This is a genomic window from Truepera radiovictrix DSM 17093 (assembly GCF_000092425.1).
Lineage (GTDB): Bacteria > Deinococcota > Deinococci > Deinococcales > Trueperaceae > Truepera > Truepera radiovictrix.
The window spans coordinates 64,582-85,000 of the sequence record NC_014221.1 but is presented as its reverse complement, the minus strand read 5'-3'; the positions used below and the strand labels follow the sequence as shown (position 1 = coordinate 85,000).

The 20,419-nt window shown below is 70.2% G+C and carries 19 protein-coding genes and 1 tRNA gene (1 of these 20 cut by a window edge); 11 read left to right on the top strand and 9 right to left on the bottom strand.

The window, feature by feature from the left end:
* The 3 genes from TRAD_RS00390 to TRAD_RS00380 all read right to left on the bottom strand — a co-directional run.
* Positions 1 to 2,404, bottom strand: the 5' portion of a protein-coding gene (locus tag TRAD_RS00390) for an intein-containing adenosylcobalamin-dependent ribonucleoside-diphosphate reductase (protein ID WP_013176600.1). Its footprint begins 1,307 nt before the window's first position; only the first 2,404 of its 3,711 coding nucleotides appear in the window; it begins with the start codon at positions 2,402 to 2,404; the stop codon falls past the left edge of the window.
* 428 nt (positions 2,405 to 2,832) lie between these two features.
* Positions 2,833 to 4,392, bottom strand: coding sequence for a bifunctional phosphoribosylaminoimidazolecarboxamide formyltransferase/IMP cyclohydrolase (purH, locus tag TRAD_RS00385; protein WP_013176599.1), 1,560 nt, complete (start codon positions 4,390 to 4,392; stop codon positions 2,833 to 2,835).
* Positions 4,393 to 4,510: 118 nt separating this feature from the next.
* Positions 4,511 to 6,436: a peptidyl-prolyl cis-trans isomerase gene (locus TRAD_RS00380; RefSeq protein WP_013176598.1), complete on the bottom strand. Its 1,926-nt coding sequence runs from the start codon at positions 6,434 to 6,436 to the stop codon at positions 4,511 to 4,513.
* 265 nt (positions 6,437 to 6,701) lie between these two features.
* Between TRAD_RS00380 and TRAD_RS00375 the strand changes: the two genes are divergently transcribed.
* A tRNA-Arg gene (locus TRAD_RS00375) sits at positions 6,702 to 6,778 on the top strand.
* 137 nt (positions 6,779 to 6,915) lie between these two features.
* Here TRAD_RS00375 and TRAD_RS14905 read toward each other — a convergent pair.
* Both TRAD_RS14905 and TRAD_RS00365 read right to left on the bottom strand, forming a co-directional pair.
* Complete coding sequence (locus tag TRAD_RS14905; RefSeq protein WP_013176597.1) at positions 6,916 to 7,446, bottom strand: GerMN domain-containing protein; 531 nt, start codon at positions 7,444 to 7,446, stop codon at positions 6,916 to 6,918.
* A gap of 60 nt (positions 7,447 to 7,506) precedes the next feature.
* Positions 7,507 to 8,898: a tetratricopeptide repeat protein gene (locus tag TRAD_RS00365; RefSeq protein WP_013176596.1), complete on the bottom strand. Its 1,392-nt coding sequence runs from the start codon at positions 8,896 to 8,898 to the stop codon at positions 7,507 to 7,509.
* Between the two features lie 132 nt (positions 8,899 to 9,030).
* On the opposite strand from TRAD_RS00365, the gene ffh reads away from it, so the two are divergent.
* The 5 genes from ffh to trmD all read left to right on the top strand — a co-directional run bounded on the left by ffh (position 9,031) and on the right by trmD (position 12,404).
* Positions 9,031 to 10,350: a signal recognition particle protein gene (gene ffh / locus TRAD_RS00360; protein ID WP_013176595.1), complete on the top strand. Its 1,320-nt coding sequence runs from the start codon at positions 9,031 to 9,033 to the stop codon at positions 10,348 to 10,350.
* Between the two features lie 115 nt (positions 10,351 to 10,465).
* The gene (gene rpsP, locus TRAD_RS00355; protein ID WP_083770893.1) at positions 10,466 to 10,777 is read left to right on the top strand and encodes a 30S ribosomal protein S16; all 312 of its coding nucleotides are present in this window, start codon (positions 10,466 to 10,468) and stop codon (positions 10,775 to 10,777) included.
* A gap of 73 nt (positions 10,778 to 10,850) precedes the next feature.
* Positions 10,851 to 11,084 (top strand): KH domain-containing protein, encoded by a 234-nt coding sequence (locus TRAD_RS00350; protein WP_013176593.1) that lies wholly within the window; start codon positions 10,851 to 10,853, stop codon positions 11,082 to 11,084.
* A gap of 3 nt (positions 11,085 to 11,087) precedes the next feature.
* A complete protein-coding gene (rimM, locus tag TRAD_RS00345; RefSeq protein ID WP_013176592.1) occupies positions 11,088 to 11,603 on the top strand; it encodes a ribosome maturation factor RimM in 516 nt (171 codons plus the stop codon).
* A 57-nt stretch (positions 11,604 to 11,660) separates the two neighbouring features.
* Positions 11,661 to 12,404 carry a tRNA (guanosine(37)-N1)-methyltransferase TrmD gene (gene trmD / locus TRAD_RS00340; RefSeq protein WP_013176591.1) on the top strand — a complete coding sequence of 248 codons (744 nt, stop codon included), beginning with the start codon at positions 11,661 to 11,663 and terminating at the stop codon, positions 12,402 to 12,404.
* Positions 12,405 to 12,501: 97 nt separating this feature from the next.
* On the opposite strand, the gene TRAD_RS00335 is transcribed toward trmD, so the two are convergent.
* Positions 12,502 to 13,038, bottom strand: a complete 537-nt coding sequence (locus tag TRAD_RS00335; protein WP_013176590.1) for an OmpH/Skp family outer membrane protein — start codon at positions 13,036 to 13,038, stop codon at positions 12,502 to 12,504.
* 125 nt (positions 13,039 to 13,163) lie between these two features.
* Here TRAD_RS00335 and TRAD_RS14900 point away from each other — a divergent pair, with 125 nt between their 5' ends.
* From TRAD_RS14900 to argJ, 5 genes are all read left to right on the top strand, one after another.
* A complete protein-coding gene (locus tag TRAD_RS14900; RefSeq protein WP_013176589.1) occupies positions 13,164 to 13,703 on the top strand; it encodes a prepilin peptidase in 540 nt (179 codons plus the stop codon).
* The gene (locus TRAD_RS14895; RefSeq protein WP_013176588.1) at positions 13,691 to 14,356 is read left to right on the top strand and encodes a prepilin peptidase; all 666 of its coding nucleotides are present in this window, start codon (positions 13,691 to 13,693) and stop codon (positions 14,354 to 14,356) included. The genes TRAD_RS14900 and TRAD_RS14895 overlap by 13 nt, the downstream gene beginning before the upstream one ends.
* Positions 14,357 to 14,488: 132 nt before the next feature.
* The gene (argF, locus tag TRAD_RS00325; RefSeq protein ID WP_013176587.1) at positions 14,489 to 15,433 is read left to right on the top strand and encodes an ornithine carbamoyltransferase; all 945 of its coding nucleotides are present in this window, start codon (positions 14,489 to 14,491) and stop codon (positions 15,431 to 15,433) included.
* Positions 15,430 to 16,509 carry an N-acetyl-gamma-glutamyl-phosphate reductase gene (gene argC, locus TRAD_RS00320; RefSeq protein WP_013176586.1) on the top strand — a complete coding sequence of 360 codons (1,080 nt, stop codon included), beginning with the start codon at positions 15,430 to 15,432 and terminating at the stop codon, positions 16,507 to 16,509. The genes argF and argC overlap by 4 nt, the downstream gene beginning before the upstream one ends.
* Complete coding sequence (argJ, locus tag TRAD_RS00315; RefSeq protein ID WP_013176585.1) at positions 16,506 to 17,663, top strand: bifunctional glutamate N-acetyltransferase/amino-acid acetyltransferase ArgJ; 1,158 nt, start codon at positions 16,506 to 16,508, stop codon at positions 17,661 to 17,663. The genes argC and argJ overlap by 4 nt, the downstream gene beginning before the upstream one ends.
* 30 nt (positions 17,664 to 17,693) lie before the next feature.
* On the opposite strand, the gene TRAD_RS00310 is transcribed toward argJ, so the two are convergent.
* Genes TRAD_RS00310 through TRAD_RS00300 form a run of 3 tightly spaced genes read right to left on the bottom strand, consistent with a single transcriptional unit; the run spans position 17,694 to position 20,407 of the window.
* Positions 17,694 to 18,602 (bottom strand): delta(1)-pyrroline-2-carboxylate reductase family protein, encoded by a 909-nt coding sequence (locus TRAD_RS00310; RefSeq protein WP_013176584.1) that lies wholly within the window; start codon positions 18,600 to 18,602, stop codon positions 17,694 to 17,696.
* Between the two features lie 18 nt (positions 18,603 to 18,620).
* Positions 18,621 to 19,790, bottom strand: a complete 1,170-nt coding sequence (locus tag TRAD_RS00305) for an NAD(P)/FAD-dependent oxidoreductase (protein WP_013176583.1) — start codon at positions 19,788 to 19,790, stop codon at positions 18,621 to 18,623.
* Entirely contained in the window at positions 19,775 to 20,407 is a 633-nt protein-coding gene (locus tag TRAD_RS00300) for a GNAT family N-acetyltransferase (RefSeq protein WP_013176582.1), read from the bottom strand. The genes TRAD_RS00305 and TRAD_RS00300 overlap by 16 nt, the downstream gene beginning before the upstream one ends.
* Positions 20,408 to 20,419: the final 12 nt, after the last annotated feature.

The window sequence follows — 20,419 nt, the reverse complement described above, 5'->3', positions numbered from 1 at the left end:
CGTTGTCAAGGAAGCGCACGCAGGTGCGGACGTCCTCGCGAAACGCGTCCCAGGCGAAGTTCTCCAACCCTTCGCCGGTGACGTACGCCGCGAGGTTGATCGCGCCCAGGTCGCAGGGCTCGCCGGGGAAGAGGGGGATTTCGCCGCAGTTGTGCGCCAGCAGACCGTTGGCGTCAAAGGCGTGGACGTGTTCGACCGTGACATCAAACACCTCCTCCTCGCCGTCGGGGGAGATGGACACGATCTCGTCCGAGAAGCGCTCGCGGTCTAACGCCTTGTGCTCACCGTTTAGGTGCGCGGTGAGCCGCTGGCGTTTGGCGGGTTCCTCAAACCCCACGAGCGCCGCAAAGACGGCGAGGTTATCGCACGAGATCACCAACTCGTGCTCGGCGCGACACCTGTACGCGCGGCTGCCCCCGTTGCCGTCTGGCAGGGTGCGCCATCCCTCGGGGCGCCGGTTTTCGTAGCGCGTGCTCACGATGCCGAGCCTCGCCAGCATCCTTTGGGCCCTCACGAGCAGCTCGGCGTCCGATTGTGCCAACCGCACCGAGAACCCCTTGTCCTGATTCCCCTGCACCGAACCATCGGTGTCGAAGAGCCCGCACAAAAGCCCGCAGATGAGGTCGAAGCTCCCCTCCTCGAGCGCATCGGTGAGCGTTTTGTAACCCGGCCGGAGGCCATAACGCGCGGCGAGCTCGTAGAGGTCATCGGAGGCGATGCGCGTTTTTTCGGCTGTCTGTGTTACCCAGAGTGACGTGTTTGCGCCAAAGAGGTGCCTCAGCATCGCCGTGGCAAGCTCCGTCATCGTGGCGCGGCTTTCGCCCCAGAAGTCCAAGCAAGCGCGCCTTTTATCCTCGGCAAAGGTGCCGTCGCCGATAAGAGCGCCCAAGAGCCACCCTTCGGCAAAAGTACCCGGTCCCGCCCACGGGGCTACGCCGCGGTGGTTGCTTAGGAGGATGCGATCGCCCACCTTGAGCGACTCGAGCTCGGCCCATACCGCGTCCTGCACGTAGCGCGTCTGCCGAAGCACCTTTTTGAGCTTATGGTTGCCGGTAAGGCGCAGTTCAAAGCCTCGCTTGGTGCGAAGTTTAAACACCGGCTTTACACCTGTTGACCAGAAACCTTGCGACGTCAGACCGTAGGCTTTGCCGTCGACGACAGCGCAGAACTTTTTGCCGACGAGGTCGCCCACTCTCCTGGCGCCGAGCTGCGTTAGCACCCACGTGTCGGCCGTCACACAAGGGTTGGTCGCCTTGATCTCCCCCAGGCTCTCCCGCATCGGGTTAAACGCGTTGATGCGGTCGATGAAGATGAGCCCCGGTTCGCCCGTCTGCCAGGCGTGGTCGGCGATGTCTTGCAGCACCCCCGAAGAGAGCGTGCGTTTGGCCCTCTCCATAAAGGCGTCGCTGACGAGCACGGAGATATTGAAGGTGCTGATGTCGCCCTCTGTCTGCTCGCGGGAGAGGTCTTTGCAGGTGATGAAGTCCTCGATGTCGGGGTGCGTGACCGACAGGGTCGCCATCCCGGCGCCGCGCCGCGTCCCACCCTGACGGATCACCCGCAGCGTCGGCGCGAAGATGTAGCGCAGCGTCGCGACCGGCCCCGCGTGCGCCGCGCCACCCAACGAGGCCCAGAGGGCGAAGTTGTCGAACACCTCAACCGCAAACGACGATGGGCCGCTGCTGTTACCCCCCGAGCCTTTGACGGGCGTCCCTTCGGCGCGCAGCTTGGAGAGGTCGAGCAGGACGTCCTCGCCCGCTAGCAGCTTGGTGACGCTCTCCCCCGCGCTCTGCCAGATGCTCTCGACGGAGTCGCCGACCGCCGTGACGTGCAGCGCCGAGGGTACCTCGTCGGGCTCGAGAAACTGCGCGCAGCGGTAGCCCTTGGTGGTGTACTTGCCGTGCACGAGGTCCATATAGGTGCCGGTCTTGACCTTCGCGTAGTCGGGGTGCGCCGGGGAGATCGTCAGGTAAAGCTTCCCGACGGGCCGCGTAAAGGGACGTTTGGGCGGCAGGGGGTCGAGGCAGAGGCCGTTGCCGCCGCCGACTTTGGTCACGAGCGCCAGCTTGGTCGCTAACCGGATGACCCACGCGTCCGTCCCGACGACCTCTGGGGAGCCGTCCTGAACAAAGCAGTTGAGCACGTTGCCGTGACCCGTCGCGGCACCCGCCAACACCCGCCCACCGGGGCAGAAGCGCTTGGAGACCATGAGGTCATAGAAGCGCGCCTCGTAGCGCGAGCGCTCCCCTTCCGCCTCCGGCGAGGCCACCCACGCGGCGACGCGCCGAAACATCCCCAGCACGTCCTCGTCGCCGGGCTGGAAGTACTGGCGTTTGGCGATCGCTACCGCGTGCTCGTCGAAACGGGCGAGCACCTCGGGCGAAGCGGCTTTCAAGTTGGTCATAGCAACCTCCGAGCGAGCGCTGGGGGCCTCGATCCCGCTAACCCCTCATCTACGGATGTGGTACAGCCACCATCAAGCTGCGCATTTTGCTACATTTACACATCACACTTTAGGGAATGCGGCGCCGGCGCGTCAACCCCTAGGCCCCGCGTCAGAGCACCCGTGACCGCCGCATACCGTACCATATGCTGTAGGTTAGCACCTTTTCACGGCTAGATGTTGAGGGTTCGCCCCGCAGTCGCTGCGCGACCAGAGCACTATACCCTGAAGTTTCCGGCCCGTCTCGGGGGGGCAGCTCAGCAGGCCGCCCCCGACGGCGCTGGCGCGCGCCGCGCCGAGGATGTGAAAAAGGTCACTCCGGGGTCGGCGCCCATCGTCGGCGCGGCGCAGGGGGTGACGGGCGGCGGATCGGTACGGACGCTTAGTGCCTAGTGTAGGAAGTGCCGCCGCCCCGTCATGACCATCGCGAGGCCTAGCTCGTTGGCCGCTTCGATGAGCTCGCCGTCTTTCACCGACCCCCCGGGTTGAATCACCGCGGCGACGCCGGCCTCCGCGGCCACCTCGAGCCCGTCGCGAAAGGGGTAGAAGGCATCGCTCGCGCAGGCGCCCCCGCGGGCCCGCCCAGCGGCCTTCTGGGCGGCGATGCGTGAGGCGTCCACACGGCTCTGCTGCCCCGCGCCAATGCCGAGCGCTTGACCATCCTTGACGAGCACGATGGCGTTGCTTTTGGTGTAGGCGCACACCACCCAGGCGAGCTCGAGGTCGCGCCACTCGGCGTCCGTCGGCTGGCGCTCGGTGACGACGCGCCACGCCGCGCGCTCGGGCAGCACCGTGTCGGGCTCCTGCACCAAAAAGCCGCCGTCGATGGGGCGCAGCTCCCGCGCTGGGCGGTTGGGGGGCGGCGCCTCCAACACGCGCAGGTTTTTGCGCTTCGCCGCGAGACGTTCGGCGACGCCCGGCACGAAGGCAGGGGCGATGAGCACGTCCGCCTTGGGGTTGGCCAGCAGCTCGTCGGCGAGGGCCTCGGAGACGGGGCGGTTAAGCGCCACCACGCCGCCAAAAGCGGACTTGGGGTCGGCTTCGAAGGCCCGCCTGTACGCCCTCTCGATGCTCTCGCCCAGCGCCACACCGCAGGGGTTGGCGTGCTTGACGATGACAGCGGCTGGCGCCTCGCCCAACGCGTGCACGAGGCGCCACGCGGCCTCGGCGTCGAAGAGGTTGAGGTAGGAGAGCGCTACCCCGCTGCGCTGCACCGCCTCGTCCCAACACCCGCGCCGACCCACCTCGCGGTAGCGTGCGCCGCGTTGGTGCGGGTTCTCGCCGTAGCGCAGGCTCTGGGCGCGCTCGAGCCGCAGCGTCAGGGTCGGCGGCAGCGCGGCGTCCGCTTCGGGCGCGTGGCCTTCGGGCTGGGCGTCGGGGGGGGTGAGCTGCGCCGCCAGGTAGCGCTCGATGGCGGCGTCGTAAGCGGCGGTGTGCGCGAACGCCTTGTGCGCGAGCTCGAGGCGCAACCCGGCGCCCCCCCCCGAACGCAGCGCCGCTAGCACGCGCGGATAATCGGCGGGGTCGCACACGGCAAAGACGCGGGCGTGGTTTTTCGCCGCCGCGCGCAGCATCGCCGGGCCGCCGATATCGATGTTTTCGACCACCTCGGCGAAGGGGGCACCCCGGGCGACCGTCTCGCGAAAGGGGTAGAGGTTGACCACGAGCACGTCGATGGGGGTGATGCCGTGAGCGCGCAGCGCCGCCTCGTGGTCGGGCGCCGAGGTCGCGAGGAGCGCACCGTGCAGCTTGGGGTGCAGCGTTTTTACGCGCCCGTCTAAGATCTCCGGGAAACCGGTCTCGTCGGCGACCCTCCGGACGCTGAGCCCGGCCCCCCGTAGCTGCTCGTAGGTCCCCCCCGTCGAGAGCAGCTCGCACCCTAATTCCTGCAGGGCGCGCGCGAAGGGCTCGAGGCCGGTCTTATCGGAAACGCTGAGAAGGGCTCGCATAAGCCCAATGTACACAACCGGCGGGTCGAGGAGGGCGGCGGAACAGGGGCAGTTGTGAGCCACGAGCAACGAGCCACGGGTGATCCCCCATGGCTCGCTACTCAGCGCTGGCTTCGCTCTACTGCGCGCCGCCCGTCTGCGGCGCTTGCAGGGGTTCGCCACCCGTCATCGCGCCGCCCGTTTGCACGCTCTCCGGCGCTTCGGCCACGAGCAGGTTCTCCACCGGCGTCTCCTGGCGGCGCTCCTCGAGCCACGCCTCTTGCAGCTCCCGGCGGTTCTGGTTGAGAACCGCCTGTTCGACGAGCGCGCGCACCTCCTCTAACGGCCGGACGCGCTCGGGGGTGCGGGCGGCGACGAGCACGACGAACTGCCTTTCAGTTGCCCCCTCGCCACCGGTCAGCGCGCCACCCGTCATTGCGCCACCCGTCATCGTGTCGGGGTCGACCGGCACCTCGACGCTCAGCACCTCGGAGATCTCCAACCCGCCGTCGCCGGCAATGGGGGTCATACCCCCCTCAAAGTCGAAGAGGGCGGCCTCGATCGCTTCGGGTTGCCCCCCCGGCGTGAGCGTGCCGAGCCTTTCGGCGCTGCCGCCAGCGGCCTCGGCCTCCTCGCGCAGCGCCTCCCCCGCCGTGATCCCCTCCGCCAAGACCGCCTCACGAAAGGCCGCCGCCGCGGCTTCGCCGGTGAACGTAAAGCGCGTCACGGCGGCCTCGGCGGGCTGCGTAAAGAACGCCTGGTTCTCCTCGTAGTAGCGGGCCACCTCGTCGTCGCTCGCCTCGGCCTCGCGGCTCACGTAACCGAGCACGCTCTGCGCGACCTGCGCCCGCGACCCCACGAAGGGCACCCCGAGCGCGTCGGCGCCCTGGTAGGCGAGCTCGCGGTCGATGAGCTGCTCGAGCACCCCCGGTTTGATCGACTCGGCGATGACGTCGGCGAACCCCGGGCTGATGAGCCCCTGCAGCTGCGGGCTCAGGTAGGTGTTGCGGTTGAGTTCGGCGGCGCGGATCTCGTGGTCACCCACGCGCGCCACGACCGGATTCTCGTAGACATAAGGGCTCCCCGCAGGGGTCTCGATGGTCGCTTCTTCGCGCAGCGTGCGCAGCGCCGCCTCCTGCGCACCGGTCTCCTTGGCGGCGAGGGCGTCCTCGCGCACCTGCTCCTGCACCTCTTCAAAGGGGCGGGGTTGGGGCGGTTCATACGCCTCGACCGAAACGATGTAGAACGCCCCGGCGGCCTCGATGGGCTCCGTGAGACCGGTTCCCTGAAGGGCGAAAGCCGCGTCGGCCACAGCCGTCGGCAGAGCGACGCGGGTCACGGGTCGCGGGTCGCTCTCCCCTTCGGCCGCCCCGAGAGCGCCCCCCTGCTCGGCACGTTCGGTCGAGTGTTCGCGAGCGAGCGCCGCGAAGTCCTCGCCGGCGAGCGCGCGCGCGTAGAGGTCGTTGGCGAGCCCCTCGTCGGTGACGACGAGCTGGCGCGCGACGATGCGCGGTTCGCTCTGGTAGACGTCCCGGTTCGCCTCGAAGTGGGCCCGCACCTCCTCGTCGGTGACCTCGAGGTCGCCCGCAACGCTCTCTAAGTAGCGCTCGCGCTGGAGCTGCTCGCGCATCAGGGCGCGAAAGCTCTCGTCGGTGTAACCGGCGCTGCCGATGAGGTCGAGGTAGGCGCGGTCGTTGGCGCTGCCGGCGACCCCCTGCTCCTCGCGAAACGCGTTGACGCGCGCGCGCACCTCGGCATTCGAGACGTTGACGCGCGAGGCGGCTTGCCTCAAGAGCTCCTGGTCGATGAGCTCGTCGAGCAGCACCTGCTCGAGGTCCTCGGCCGCAGGGCCCTCCTGAACGGCGTTAAAGGGCGGGGTCGCCTCGAAGCGGGCGACGTCGACCGTGCGGATCGGTTGGCCGTTGACGAGCAGGGCCGCCTCCGCCTGCTGCGGCTGCGCCCCCCCGAAGAGCGTCCCGGGGGTAAAGGCGATCACCATGCTGACCAGGAGCGCGATGGCGATGAGCCACAGGATAACCGTGTTCGTCTGTTTGCTAAGCCTCATCCTCTTGATAACCTCCTGCGCCAGGGGCTCGGATGCTCCCTGACGTCGTGGCCAAACACTTGGCAACATCGGCGCAGCGCCCGTAAAACGCGCGCCGCAGAGCGCTGCCGCGAGCGCCCGCGCGCCGCCACGTCAGCTCGCGGTGACGGCTAACGAGGTCGGCGAGCGACGCCAGCTAACGATGTCAGCCGACGATGTCGGGCAGCGCTAGCATCTCGCGGGGTTTCGCGGTATAGTGGGCGCCAGGGCCACGCCCTACGCTCACGCGCCCGTAGCTCAGCCGGATAGAGCGTTCGCCTCCGGAGCGAAAGGTCACAGGTTCGAATCCTGTCGGGCGCACCATCCTGACGAGACCAGCCACCAAAACCGCTAGGAAGTCTAACACGCACCCTTGGGGGTGCGTGTAAAGGCTTTTTGGGGAGTCAGCCAAGGCGCGTTAAAGGCTCTCTCACGCCCTTCACAGCGCGCTCGCGCCCCCCTTACCAGCGCGGCAGCCCGCCCGCAGGCCGCCGCCAGGGCTGCTCGAGCAAGATGCCCTCGCCGCTAAAGCTGCGCACGGGCTCCCCCTCGATAGCCACCCGGACGCGCGTCACCGTTGCAGGGTCACTCAGCGTGTAGAGCAGCTGAAAAAGCCGCCCCTGCATGAGGGCGGTGCCGCCGCCCGCCGCGAAGGCGGCGCTGAGGTCGACCGCGACCTCGTCCCCCGTCACCCGCAGCGCGCGCACGCGCGCGTCGGGTGGAAAGGCGCTGCTCAGCCCCCGCGCGCGCTCGGCCCCGGTCGGCCCGTCGCGTAGCGCTAAGAGCGCAGCCCCCAGCACGGCCTCGTCATCCGCTGCGCTTAGCGGCGCGCTCCGCCTAACGGGCTCGAGCGTCAAGTACGTCCCAGCGTCGCGCACAAAGTAGACGCGGTAGGTGCGGAAGGTACCGGCCGCGGGCGACGGCCGTTCGGGCCGGAGCGTCGACCACCCCACCCACCCGAGCGCCACCCCCACGATCACATAGGCCGCCACGCGGAGCCCCCAACGACGTCGTGGCCGCGCCGTCGGCGTCATCGGCGGGGCGCTGCGCCCTTACCGTTCGGCGAGCCGCCGCGCTTCGGCGGCGAAAAAGGCGTAGGTCTCGTCGGCGGGCTCGAGCGCTGAGGCCTGCGCGTACGCCGCCGCCGCTTCGGCGTAACGCCCCCCCTCGAAGGCGAGCCGTCCGAGCCACCCCCACGCCTCGGCGTAGGCGGGGTCCTCGCGGGTCGCCTCGGCGAAGGCGGCCTCGGCGGCCGCTAGGTCGGCGTCTGCGTAGGCGCGCAACCCGCGGTTAAAGGCGCTCACCGCCGCCGGCGCCACCCCGCTCTGCGCCCGCGCCTCCTCGAGGAAAAAGCGCGCGCGCGCGTCGTCGGGCGAGAGCGCCACGACGCGCTCCCAGTAGGTCGCGGCGCGCGCCGCCTGACCCGTCTCCTGGTAGCTGCGAGCGGCCCAGGTCGCGGCCTCCAAAAACTGCGTGTTAGCGTCGCTGGCAGCGGCAAAGCGCTCGGCGGCCTCCGCGACGCGCCCTTGGCTGTAGAGCCCTTGGCCCTCCAAAAAGGCGCTCCCCGCCTCCGCCCCCCACGTCCTTTGCAGCGCGATCTGCTGCATGAAAAACCCCGCCCGCTCGTGCTCGGGGTCGCGCGCTAGCAGCGCCTCGGCGTAGCGTTGAGCGACCTCCGGCTGGCCCGCCTCGAGCGCCGTGCGCGCCGCCCAGACGAACGCCTCTTCAAAGTCGGCGTTGGCCTCGGCGGCGCGCGTAAAGGCCGCGAGCGCCCCCTCGAGGTCGCCCCCGTCGTAGGCCGCCAGCCCCTCGTGAAAGGCGCCGCTCGCCTCCGCGCCGAAAGCGAGCTGCTGCTCGCTGCGCCCGAGGTAGTAGCGCGCCGTGGGGTCGTTCGGCCGCAGCTCGAGCACGCGCGCCCAGTGCGCCCGCGCCGCGACCGAGTCGCCGCGCTCTAGGGCGATGCGACCGAGCCAGGTGAGCGCGTCGACGTTTTCGGGGTCGAGCTGCACCATACGGCTAAAGACCGTCTCGGCCGCCGCGAGCTCCCCGGCGGTGTAGCGGGCGTAACCGAGCTCGCGCCCGGCGGCGAACATCTGCGCGAGGTCGTCGGCGCTGAGCTCACCGCCAGCTTGCAGCAGCGCTTCCCAAGCGTCCCACGCGCGCACGTCCCACGACAGCGTGCTGTAGGTCTCGGCGAGGAAGCGAAGCACCTCCGGGTTGTGCGGCTCGAGCGCGCGCGCCGCCTCCCCCTGGCGCACCGCCTCGCGCCACAGCGGGCGGTCGAAGGTCGGCGCGCCCTGGTAGGTCGCCCGCGCCTCGGCGACCGCCCGCTGCGCCGCAGCGAGCGCCTGCGCCGCGGCGCTCACCTCCTGCCCCCACCCCACCGGCGCGAGGGCGAGCGCGAGCGCGACGACACCGCTTCGGACCCGTTTCGCGTTCCCCATAGACCCAGTGTAGCGCAGCCCCGAAACCGTTAGGTTTGTAGGTGCTGAAAGCGATGAAAGCCGGGCCGCTGCATCCTCTTCCCTTGACCCGCCCTAGCGCGTGGGATAGCGTGAAGCTTTGGAGGCGCGACGATGTTTGAAAGCTTAGGCGACAGATTACAGGGAGTGTTCGATTCCCTACGCGGGCGCGGCAGGTTGACCGAAGACGAGGTGCGCGCGGCGCTGCGCGAGGTGCGCGTCGCCCTCCTCGAGGCCGACGTCTCGTTGGAGGTCGCCCGCGACTTTACCAAACGCGTGCAGGAAAAAGCGGTCGGCTCCGAGACGCTCATGTCGCTGCAACCCGATCAGCGGGTGATCGCCATCGTGCACGACGAACTCGTCGAGCTGCTGGGGGGCAAAACCGCGCAACCCAGCCTTAAAAACGACGCCAACGTGTGGCTGCTCCTCGGCTTGCAAGGGGCCGGGAAGACGACCACCGCGGGCAAACTCGCCTACAAGTACAAAGCGCAGGGGCGCAGACCGCTGCTGGTCGCTGCCGACACCCAACGCCCCGCGGCGCGCGAGCAGCTGCGCGTGCTCGGCAAGCAGATCGGCGTCCCCGTCTTGGAGGTCGAGGACCACGAGACGCCCGCACGTACCCGGGCGCGGTTGCAGGAGGTGTTGCGCACCACCTACCACGACCTCGTGATCGTCGACACGGCGGGGCGGCTGCAGATCGACGAAGCCCTGATGGACGCCGTCGCCGAGCTTAAAGCGGAGCTCTCACCCAGCGAGACGATGCTCGTCATCGACGCCATGACCGGCCAGCAGTCGCTCCCCGTGGCCAAGACCTTCGACGAGCGCGTCGGCGTCACCGGTTTGATCATGACCAAGCTCGACGGGGACGCGCGTGGCGGGGCGGCGCTGTCGGCGCGGCACGTCACCGGCAAACCGATCTACTTCGCCGGGATGAGCGAAAAGATCGACGGTCTGGAGGCGTTTCACCCCGACCGCATCGCCGGCCGCATCCTCGGCATGGGCGACGTGCTGACGCTGATCGAAAAGGCCAAGGCCCTAGAGGGTGACGACGAAGCGGACGCAGCCGCGACCCTCAAAGACTTCTCGCTGCAGGACATGCTCACGCAGATGCAGAAGATCAAGCGGATGGGGTCGTTTACCGAGATCCTGAAGATGATCCCCGGCGCCAGCCGGCTCCTCCCCCCCGGCGCGGAGATCGACGAACGCGAAATCGCCCGCATCGAGGCGATCATCTCCTCGATGACCGAGCGCGAGCGCCGCCAACCGAAGCTGCTCAACGCCAGCCGCCGCAAACGCATCGCGGCGGGCTCGGGCACCAGCGTGCAAGACGTCAACCGCTTGATGAAAAACTACGAGCAGATGAAAAAGGTCATGAAGCAGCTCGGTCGGCGCCCGCCGGGGCGCGGGCTGCCGGGCCGCGGGCTCGGGCGCTAACCTCACGTGCGCCCACACTAGTCAGCAACGGCCAGCATCGTGTAGGATGAAAAGGTTGCCTAGCGAAGCTGGGCTGATGCCTAGGTTAGTACCAGCTAACAGAGAGAGAGTGATGATGGTTAAAATCCGCCTGATGCGCCTCGGCGCGAAGAAAAACCCCCACTACCGCATCGTGGTCGTCGACGCCCGCAAACGTCGCAACAGCGCCTACATCGAGTCGCTAGGGTACTACGACCCGCGCGAGACGGTCGCCGAGCCCCTTAAGGTCAACGCCGAGCGCGCGCAGTACTGGCTTTCGCAGGGTGCGCAGCCGACCGACACCGCCCTCAAGCTGCTCGAGCGCGCCGGGGTCGACGCCGGTAACGTCGACGTCAAACGCGGCAAGGCCTACGCTGCTCGCACCCAAGCCGCCCAAGCCCAGGCGTAAGGGGCTTCTAGGCCCGCGCAGCAGGCTCTAGCGGCAAGCCCGTGGGGCACGCGGGGGCGCTCTGTGAGGTCGTATGGTCGTCGAACTGGTCACCTATATCGCCCAAAACTTGGTCGCCGACCCCGACCGGCTCGAGGTTGAGGCGCGCGAGGGGGGCCGCGGGCTCACCATCAACATCCGCTGCGCCAAAGGGGACGCGGGGCGCATCATCGGCCGCGGCGGTCGCACGATTAACAGCATCCGCACGCTCGCCCGAGCCGCCGCCGAGGGTCACGAACGCGTCGAAGTCCAGCTCGTCGACGCTTAGAGCATGGCCCTCGCGCCACCCGAAGGGTCGGTGCTGCTCGGCACCCTGGGTAAAACCTTCCAGCTTCAGGGGGGACTCCGCTTCTACGCCCTCGGCGAGGCCGAAGCCGCCGCCATAGCGGCGTTGCAGCGCGTTTTCGTCGCGGGGTTCGGGGAGCGCGCGCTCGCGCGGGTGCGGCCGGTAGGTGCGCAGCAGATCGTCTACTTCGTGGGCGTCGACACCCCCCAAGCCGCCAAGGCGCTCGTCAACGCCGACGTCTACGCCCCCAGGGCGGCCTTGCCGGAGCTCGAGACGGGGTTTTATGTCGACCTCCTTCTGGGGCTTCCCGTACGGCTCGGCGGCGAGGTCATCGGCGAGGTCGTCGAGGTGATCCCGAAGGCCACGGCCCTCGGGCAAGACCTTCTCGTCGTCGACACCGGGGAGAGCGAGCACCTCATCCCGCTCCAGGCCGACTACGTGCACCTCCATGAGACGCACGTGCAGCTCACCAATCCCCCCGAGGGGCTGTTGGAGCCTTAGAGCGCACGGACCTCCCCCTACGCCGCTCCGCGTACACCCATAGCACCACGCGCAACGATGCACTACACGGTCCTCACCCTCTTCCCGCAGCTCATCCGCCCCTGGACCGAGGAGGCGCTCCTCGGCCGCGCGGTGAGATCCGGGCGCATCTCCTTCGACATCCGCGACCTGCGCGAGCACGCGGGGAACAAGCACCGCCGCGTCGACGACACCCCCTACGGGGGCGGCGCGGGGATGGTCATCCGCGTCGACGTCGCCGCGCGGGCGCTCGCCGCGGTGCGCGAGGTGAGCGCCCCAGACGAGGTCATCCTGCTCACACCGGCGGGTGAACCCCTGACGCAACCGCTCGCCGAGACGCTCGCCGCCAAGGGACACCTCTGCTTGCTGTCGGGCCGCTACGAGGGCTTCGACGCGCGCGTCGAGACGCTCGTGACGCGCGAGGTCAGCGTGGGCGACTTCGTCATGATGGGGGGCGAGGTCGCCGCGCTCGCCCTCATCGAGGCGACCGCCAGGCTCTTACCCGGCGTCTTGGGCGACGCCGAGAGCTTCGCGCAGGACTCGTTTACCACGGGGCTTCTCGACTACCCCGAGTACACGCGGCCGCTCGAGTGGGAGGGCCAGCGCGTCCCCGAGGTGCTGCTAAGTGGCCACCACGCTAACGTCGCGCGCTGGCGCCGCGAGAGGGCTTTGGAGCGCACGCTAAAGCGCCGCCCGGAGCTGCTGGAACGGGCGGCGCTGACAGAGGCCGACAGGGCGTTTTTAAGGGAGCTCGGGCGCGAAACGGACGCCCCTGAAAGCTAGCGAGGCGGCCTGGCCTCTGGTAAACCGGTGGACCGGCCCGAGGCTCGCAGTGCGTCGTGTGACGCGAGGTGACGCCCGCGCCTTTAGGTCGTTTAGGTCAGTTCTCCCCCGCCGGCGCTGCGCCGCCCGTTTCGGCCCGAATGCGCGCGATGACCTCTTCGGTGATGTCGGGGACGCTCTCAGCACCGTAGACGATGAGCTGCGACGCCGCCGCGACCTCGCGGTTAAAGACCAAGGTGTAACCGTTCTCCTCGGCGATCTGCCGGATAATGGCGTCGATGGCCTCCTCGGCGGGCCGCGCCGCCGCCTGGATCTCCTCTTGGTAGCGCGCTTGGGTCTCCTGGTAGGTGCGCTGCGAGAGCTCGAGGGTGTCGCGCTCCTCGGCGGTGAGCTGTTCGCCCGCGTTAAAGCGCGCCAAGAGGGGCTGCAAGGTCGCAGCGATCTCCTCGAGTTCGGCGCGCGCCCGCTCGGTGAGCTGCGCGGCCTGTTGGCCCGCGGGGTGCGCGGCGAGCACCTCGGCGGTGCGGATAAAGGCGATGCTAAGGGGCTGCTGCGCCATCCCGAAGGGCGCGAGCGCGAGGGCGACGAGGAGCGCGGCGGCGACCCTGCGGGGGCGGGGGAAAAGACCTGTCATGACCGGCAGTCTACCAAGGCCGCTATGAGAAGTCATCCGCGGCGTCGCTAGCCTCCTTTCACCAAACGCACGCTGCCGAAAATCGCACGCGCTGCCCCTTAGGGGCCCCGTATACTCCCCCCGTGATGCTGTGGACCCTTAGCGCGGGCCTTTTGGGGGCGCTTATCGGCTCGTTCGCCAACGTCGTCGTCTACCGGCTGCCGCGGGGTGCGTCGGTGGTCTGGCCGGGGTCGCACTGCCCGCACTGTGGCCGCGCCTTAGGGGCGCTCGAGCTCGTCCCGGTGGTGTCGTGGGCGCTCCTGAGCGGCCGCTGCCGCGGTTGCCGCGGGGCGGTCTCCGCGCGCTACCCACTCGTCGAGCTCCTCATGGCGCTCGGTTTCGCCGGCCTCGCCGCCCGCTACCCGCCGGAGCGCTACGGCCTTACCGCCCTGCCGCTGTTGGCCCTCTTTGCGCTCCTCGTCATCCTGTCGCTCATCGACCTCGACACGCACACCCTGCCCGACGCGCTGACGCTGCCCGCGCTCGCCGTCGCCCTCGTGGGCAGCTTCGCGTACGCGCCGGGGAGCGGCCTACCGGACCCGCGCGGGGCGCTCTTGGGCAGCGTGCTGGGCGCCGGGGGGCTCGCCCTGCTCAACCGCTTGGGGCGCTCGGGATGGACCAGGTGAACGTCGCGGCCCTCGGGGGCGCGGTCGGGGGGCTCGCTGCCGGGCTCGCGGCGGCGGCGCTGTCGCTCGCGCTCAACCTCGCGCTGCGCCGCACCCTGCGGCTCTCGGAGGGCCCCCTTTACGCGCTGTGGGCGGCGGCGCTGCTCGCCTCGCCCCTCTCGCCGATCATCTCCCCCCTGGGGGCCGCCGTCGGTACGCTCGGTGCGGCCGGGGCCGTCGCCATCTTGGGCGCCCTCTACTGGTGGCTGCACGACTGGGGGGGGCGCGAGGCGCCCGTGCGCGCGGCGCATCCCGGCGCCGAGACGGCTGGGGACGCCCCCAACGTCGCCAGAGCCATCGTCGGTGACACCGCCACCGAAGGCACCACCGAAGGCGCCGCCGAGAACACCGCCGAAGGCCCCGACGAACCCGTCGCGATGGGCTTCGGCGACGTCAAGCTCGCCGCCGTCTTGGGGGCGCTTTTAGGACCTCAGAACCTCCTCGTCGGCCTGCTCCTTGCGTTCGTGCTGGGGGCGGTGGGCGGCGCGGCGGGGCGCGCTTTCGGCGGCGCGCGCGTCGTCCCCTTCGGCCCCTACCTGGTGCTCGGGACGCTCGCGGCGCTCCTCTTCGGGGACGCGCTCGCGGCGTGGTACCTCGGTCTGCTGGGGCTGTAGCGCTTGCGCTATACAGGCTGTTGCATATAGTATCGCTCCGGGCTCGAGTCCAGAAGGCCGAGGGCGCCGCGGGTAGCACCTCCATCTCACAAGCCCTGCCGCGAGCCCCACCCCACACCGTAGGACGTGCTTATGTCTTCACCCACCATCATCGAGAGCTTACGGGGGCGCGACCTGCTCGCGCTCAGCGACCTCACCCGCGACGAGTTCACGGGGCTCTTAACGAGCGCTTTAGAGCTGAAAAGGGGTTGGCAGGCGGGCGAGCGCCCCGCCCTCTTAAAGCACCAGACGCTCGCCATGATCTTCGAGAAGCAGTCCCTGCGGACGCGCTCGACGTTTGACATCGCCATGTATCAGCTCGGCGGGCACTCGGTGCTCTTGAGCCAGAACTATATCGGTTGGGGCGTGCGCGAGACCATCAAGGACGTCGCGCACAACCTAGAGCGCTGGACCCAGGGCATCATGGCGCGCACCTACGGGCACGGGACGCTTTTAGAGCTCGCCGAACACGCCGGCGTGCCCGTCATCAACGGGCTCTCCGACCTCCTGCACCCCTGCCAGCTCACCGCCGACTACCTCACCCTCAAGGAGACCTTCGGCGACCTCGAGGGCCTCAAGATCGCCTTCGTGGGCGACGGCAACAACGTCTGCAACTCGCACCTAAACGCCGCCGCGCTCACCGGTACGAGCCTCACGGTCGCCTGCCCCGAGGGGTTCGAGCCGGACGCGGAGGTGCTCGCCGCAGCGCGCGCTAGAGGCGCCGACATCACCCTCGTCCGCGACCCGCGCGAGGCGGCCGAGGGCGCCGACGTGCTGTACACCGACGTGTGGATCTCGATGGGTCAGGAGGAGGAGGCGGTGCGCCGCCGCGAGGCGTTTCGGGGCTACACGGTGACGCTCGAGTGGTTAGACGGGCTCTCGGAGCGGGGCATCTTTATGCACGACCTGCCCGCGCACTACGGCGAGGAGGTCACCGAGGAGGTCGTCTATAGCCCCCGCAGCCGCGTCTTCGACCAGGCCGAGAACCGCCTCCACGCGCACAAAGCCATCTTGTTCCAGCTTATGCGGGACGGATGACGCGGCTCAAGGTCGGGGTGTTGGGTGCCAGCGGCTACGGCGGGGCGGAGCTGCTGCGGCGCCTCGTGACCCACCCTTTCGTCACGGTCTCCGGGCTCGCCAGCCGGCAGTTCGCGGGCCAAGCGGTCGCGGCCTGCTGGCCGCAGCTCGCCGGGGCGGCGCTGCCCGCTTTCGAGGACGCCGAGGCGGTCATCGCGGGGTGCGACGTGCTCTTCTGCGCGACCCCGCACGGCGAGACCGCGCCTTTCGTCCAACGGGCGCTGGCGGCGGGCAAGCGCGTCGTCGACCTCTCCGCCGACTTTCGCCTAGCGCCCAAAGACTACGCGGCGTGGTACGGCCCGCACCCCTACCCCGAGGGGTGCGCGCGCGCGGTCTACGGGCTGACCGAACTCCACCGCGAGGAGCTCCGGGGGGCCGAGCTGGTCGCCGTGCCGGGGTGCAACTGCACGGCCGGCAACCTGGCCCTGGCCCCACTGGCGCTGCACGGGCTCTTGGGCGAGCACGTCACCGTAAACGTCCTCACGGGGGTCTCGGGGGCGGGCCGGAGCGCCGCTTTAGGGTTTCACTTCCCCGAACTCAACGAGAACGCCCGGCCCTACAAGGCCGGGGGGACGCACCGCCACACCGCCGAGCTCGAGGACACCCTCGGGCGCGTCGCCGCGTTTGGCCGGCAGGTGAAGACGCGCGGGGATTTTGCCAGACCCACCGTGAGCTTTACCCCGCACCTGGTGCCGATGACGCGCGGCATCCTGGCGACCTGCACGGTGCGCCCCGACCCGGAGCACCCGGAGGCCGCGGGGCTCAGCACCGCGGCGCTGCTCGAGCGCTACGAGGACTTTTACCGCGGCGAACCGCTCGTCACGGTGCAGGAGGACTTGCCGCAGACAAAGGCCGTGTCGGGGAGCGACCGCACCCTCGTGAGCGTCCGCTACGATAAGCGCAGCGGCACCGTGACGGCGTTCGCCGCGCTCGACAACCTCGGCAAGGGGGCGGCCGGCGGGGCGGTTCAGGCGTTTAACGCCGCCCACGGGTTCGGCGAGACGCTCGGGCTCTTTACCCAGGGGGTGTGGCCGTGAACGCGACCCTAAAGCTGCCCCGGGGCTTTCGCACCGCCGCGCTCGCGGCGGGGATCAAGGCCTCGGGCCGCCCAGACTGCGCGCTCATCGCCGCCGACGCGCCCCTGCGGTGGGCGCTCGCGGCCACCACCAACACCCTCCAAGCCGCCTGCGTGGTGCGCAACCGCGCGCTCTTCACCGGCGAGCGGGCGGTGCGCGCCGTCGCCATCAATAGCGGCAACGCCAACTGCGCGACCGGCGAGGCGGGGGCGCGCGCCAACGGCGCCTTCGCCGCGGCTGCCGCGGCGGCGCTCGGGGTCGCGCCCGACGAGGTGCTCACGGCCAGCACGGGCGTCATCGGGGAGCCGCTGCCGGTCGACAAGTTGACTGCGGCCCTCCCCCGGTTGGCCGCAGCGCTCACGGACGACGCGGCGGGCCTCGCGCAGGCCATCCTGACGACCGACCTGGTGCCCAAGGTCGCCGAAGCGCGCCTCGAGGGTGGCGCGCGCATCGTGGGGGTCGCCAAGGGTTCGGGGATGATCCACCCGAACATGGCGACCATGTTCGCCTTCGTGATGACCGACGCCGACCTCCCCCAGGGGGCGCTGCGGGCGCTCTGGCCGGAGGTCGTCGCACAGAGCTTTAACCAGATCAGCGTCGACGGCGACACCTCCCCCAACGACATGGCCTTTTTGCTGGCCAACCCCCGCGTCGCGGTGCGTGAGGCCGCCTTCGCCGAGGCGCTGAGGCGGGTCGCGCGGGAGCTCGCCAAACGCATCGCGCGCGACGGCGAGGGGGCGACGAAGCTGCTCTGCGTGCGGGTCACGGGCGCCAGCAGCGACGCCGAGGCGCGCCGCGCGGCGCGGGCGGTCGTCGTGAGCCCGCTCGTCAAAGCTGCCGCGCACGGCTGCGACCCCAACTGGGGGCGCGTCCTGAGCGCGGTCGGGGCCTCGGGGGTGCCGCTTGCGCTGCCGCGCCTCAGCCTCCGCGTGCAGGGCGTGAGCGTCTACGCGGGGGCTCCCGCGCCCTTCGACGCCGCCGCGGTGTCGCGCAAGATGGACGCCGAGGAGCTCGTGCTCGAGCTCGACCTCGCCGCGGGCAGCGGCACGGGCGAGGCGTGGGGGTGCGACCTCTCAGCCGAGTACGTCACGATCAACGCGGACTACCACACCTAGCGCGCTGCGGCCAGACCGAGCGCCGAGGCGTCAGCGCCCGAACGCCAGGTGGCACGCCGCGAGGTCAAACAGGGCGTGGCCGACGCTCTTAAAGACGAGGGGTCCCGGTAAGGGATGCGCCTCCCCGGCGAGCAGTGCCTCTAAAGGCGTCGCCCGCTCCCACCCCCAGAGGCCCGCCGCAGCCGCTTGGATGAGGTCGCCCGCCTCGCTCCGCGCCCCCTCCAGCGTGTCCACCACGACGCTCGCCCCCGCGATCAGCTCGGGTGACAGCTCGGCCATCTCGGGCCGAAAGGCGCCGACCGCGCAGACCATCGCCCGTTCGGGCAGCGGCGCGCGCAGCACGGGGCGTGCGCTGGTGGTCGCGGTGACGATGAGCGAGACGCGGCCGAGCGCGTCGTGGGGGTCGCGAATAACTTCTGCTGCCATGCCTAAGCTGCGCGCGTGCGCCGCGAGCGCTTCGGCGCGTTCCTGCGTCCTCGAGGCGACGAGCACCCGCTCTGTCCCCAACCCCGCCCGAAACGCCTCTAGGTGCGCGCGCGCCTGCACCCCCGCCCCGACGACGAGGAGCGCCCCATCGGGCTCCGGCGCGAGCGTCTGCGCGGCCAGCAGCGAGAGCGCCGCCGTGCGCCGCCCCGTCACGGTAGCGCCGTCGAGGACGCCGAGCCGCACCCCCGTGCGCGCGTCCAGCGCCACGACCTCCCCCTGGATGGTCGGCAACCCCTGCGCGGCGTTGTCGGGGTGCACGGTGACGAGCTTCGTCATCGCCAGCTCGGGGTCGGCGGCGGGCATCGCTAGGAGCACGCCCCGTGCTGCCAAGGGTACCGCGAGGCGCTCCGGCACCTGGGCGCGCGCCCGCTCCAGGAGCGCCTCGCGGAGGCGCTCGGCGAGCGCCGGGTAGGGCAGCCTCCGCGCGGTCTCCGCAGCGGTGTAAAGTCGCATCACCCTCCCCCTAGCCCCCTAGACGATGTGCCGCTCGAGCAGCGTAGACGGCTGCGCAAACCGTTCCAAGCGCAGCGCGTCCACGGGGATAAAGGGCCTCTCCCCGACGGCCTCCGCCGCGATAATCCGCCCGACCGCCGCCGCCTGCTGCACCCCATGGCCGGAGAACCCGCAGGCGTTGAGCCACCCCGGCGCCTCCGCCATCTCCCCGAGGATGGGTGAGCCGTCGGGGGTCATCTCGTAAAAGCCCCAGAAGGAGCCCGCGGGGTCGACTCGCAGCGCCGAGAGCCACGGGAAGCGCGCCTCGCCGACCCGCCGGACGGTCGCCAGCCACCCCCAGTCCATCCCCTCGTGAAACCCCGGCGCCTGGTGGGGGTTGCTGATCGTAAAGATGAGCGTCTCGCCGTGACCGCGCAGCCAGAAGTTGCTCGCCGTGTCGACGGTGAGCGGGTACGACGGCGCCCCCCCGCGCCCGCCGTTGCCGCCGCGCGTGCGGTAGACGCAGCGCTTAAGGGGCGTCACGGGGACCTCGAGGCCCGCGAGGTGCGCCACGGCGCCCGCCCACGCGCCGGTCGCGTTGACGAGCACAGGCGCCTCGAAGGTCCCAACGGGGGTCGTGACGCGCCACCCGCTAGCGGTACGCGCAACCCGCTGCGCGGCCGCCCCGAGGTGGAGCTGCGCGCCGCGCCGCGCGGCCTCCTCGAGGTACACGCGCAGCACCCTCACGGGGTCGATGTAGCCGTCGGCGGGGCCGTAGGTGCACCCCGCGATCCCCTCGGGGACGAAGGGGACGTGTGATTGCGCCGCCTCGGGGCTCAGCACCTCGACGGGCGCCCCCACCCGCCGCTGCACCGCCACCCCCGCGAGGTGCGCCTCCCAGGCGTGCGCTGGCACCAAGAAGAGGTAGCCGTTGGGGACGTAGCCGCTCTCGGCGCCGTAGCGCTCCCCGAAGGTGCGGTACTCCTGGATGCTCTCCCACGAGAGCCGCACGTTGACCGCCTCGCTAAACTGAACCCGCACCCCCGCCCCGCTGCGCCCCGTCGACCCCTCACCGAGCGCGGACGCGCGCTCGAGCACCCGCACCCGCAGCCCCCGTTCGGCGAGGCGAAAGGCGCACGCCGCGCCGATGATACCCGCCCCCAGGACGAGCGCGTCGGCCGTCGTCGCGGCCACTACTCGGGCCGCCACGCGGGGTTCTCCCAGACGATCAAGGTCGCCCAGTTGTCCGACGCGCTGTCCTCGAGGTAGCCCGGCAGCAGCCCCCGCACCTCGAAGCCGTTGCGGAGCTGAAAGCTCAAGGTCGGGTCGGTGAGCTCGCCCGCCACGACCTTCGCCACATAGTCGTGCACGCTCAGCCGCCCCTTGTAGGCGCGGTAACCGGGCAGCAATCCCCCGGCCACGATGCCGCGCCGCCCGAGGCGCCGCACGACCTCCTTGCGCGCCTCGTAGAGCCGGCGCCCGATGCCGCGGCCGCGCACGTCCGGGTGCACGCTGATGTCGCCGCCGTAGTACCACGCACCCTGCGGGTCGTGGTGGGTGTAGAAGCCCCCGGCGATGATCTCCTGAAAGGTGTGGTCGGGGTGCTGCAGGTCGAAGTCGGTGAGAAACCCCGAACCGAGCCCGACGATCCGGTCGCCCAAGAGCGCTACGAAGTTGCCCTCGGGGAAGAGCCGCGCGTGGCTTAAAAAGTGCTCGCGTCGCATCCGTTCGTGCGGCGCCAGGGTGGGGTAGCAGTCGATCTGGAGCTGCTCGAGCCCCTCGGCGTGCTCGGGTCTTAAGGTGGTGATGAGGACGTCTCGCTCCACAGCGGCACCTGT

Coding starts and splice junctions, on each gene's coding strand:
- purH (WP_013176599.1), bottom strand. CDS start 4,392: ATGCGAGCCCTTCTCAGCGTTTCCGATAAGACCGGCCTCGAGCCCTTC.
- TRAD_RS00380 (WP_013176598.1), bottom strand. CDS start 6,436: ATGAGGCTTAGCAAACAGACGAACACGGTTATCCTGTGGCTCATCGCC.
- ffh (WP_013176595.1), top strand. CDS start 9,031: ATGTTTGAAAGCTTAGGCGACAGATTACAGGGAGTGTTCGATTCCCTA.
- TRAD_RS14895 (WP_013176588.1), top strand. CDS start 13,691: ATGGACCAGGTGAACGTCGCGGCCCTCGGGGGCGCGGTCGGGGGGCTC.
- TRAD_RS14900 (WP_013176589.1), top strand. CDS start 13,164: ATGCTGTGGACCCTTAGCGCGGGCCTTTTGGGGGCGCTTATCGGCTCG.
- trmD (WP_013176591.1), top strand. CDS start 11,661: ATGCACTACACGGTCCTCACCCTCTTCCCGCAGCTCATCCGCCCCTGG.
- rpsP (WP_083770893.1), top strand. CDS start 10,466: ATGGTTAAAATCCGCCTGATGCGCCTCGGCGCGAAGAAAAACCCCCAC.
- TRAD_RS00310 (WP_013176584.1), bottom strand. CDS start 18,602: ATGCGACTTTACACCGCTGCGGAGACCGCGCGGAGGCTGCCCTACCCG.
- rimM (WP_013176592.1), top strand. CDS start 11,088: ATGGCCCTCGCGCCACCCGAAGGGTCGGTGCTGCTCGGCACCCTGGGT.
- TRAD_RS00335 (WP_013176590.1), bottom strand. CDS start 13,038: ATGACAGGTCTTTTCCCCCGCCCCCGCAGGGTCGCCGCCGCGCTCCTC.
- argF (WP_013176587.1), top strand. CDS start 14,489: ATGTCTTCACCCACCATCATCGAGAGCTTACGGGGGCGCGACCTGCTC.
- TRAD_RS00365 (WP_013176596.1), bottom strand. CDS start 8,898: ATGGGGAACGCGAAACGGGTCCGAAGCGGTGTCGTCGCGCTCGCGCTC.
- TRAD_RS00350 (WP_013176593.1), top strand. CDS start 10,851: ATGGTCGTCGAACTGGTCACCTATATCGCCCAAAACTTGGTCGCCGAC.
- argC (WP_013176586.1), top strand. CDS start 15,430: ATGACGCGGCTCAAGGTCGGGGTGTTGGGTGCCAGCGGCTACGGCGGG.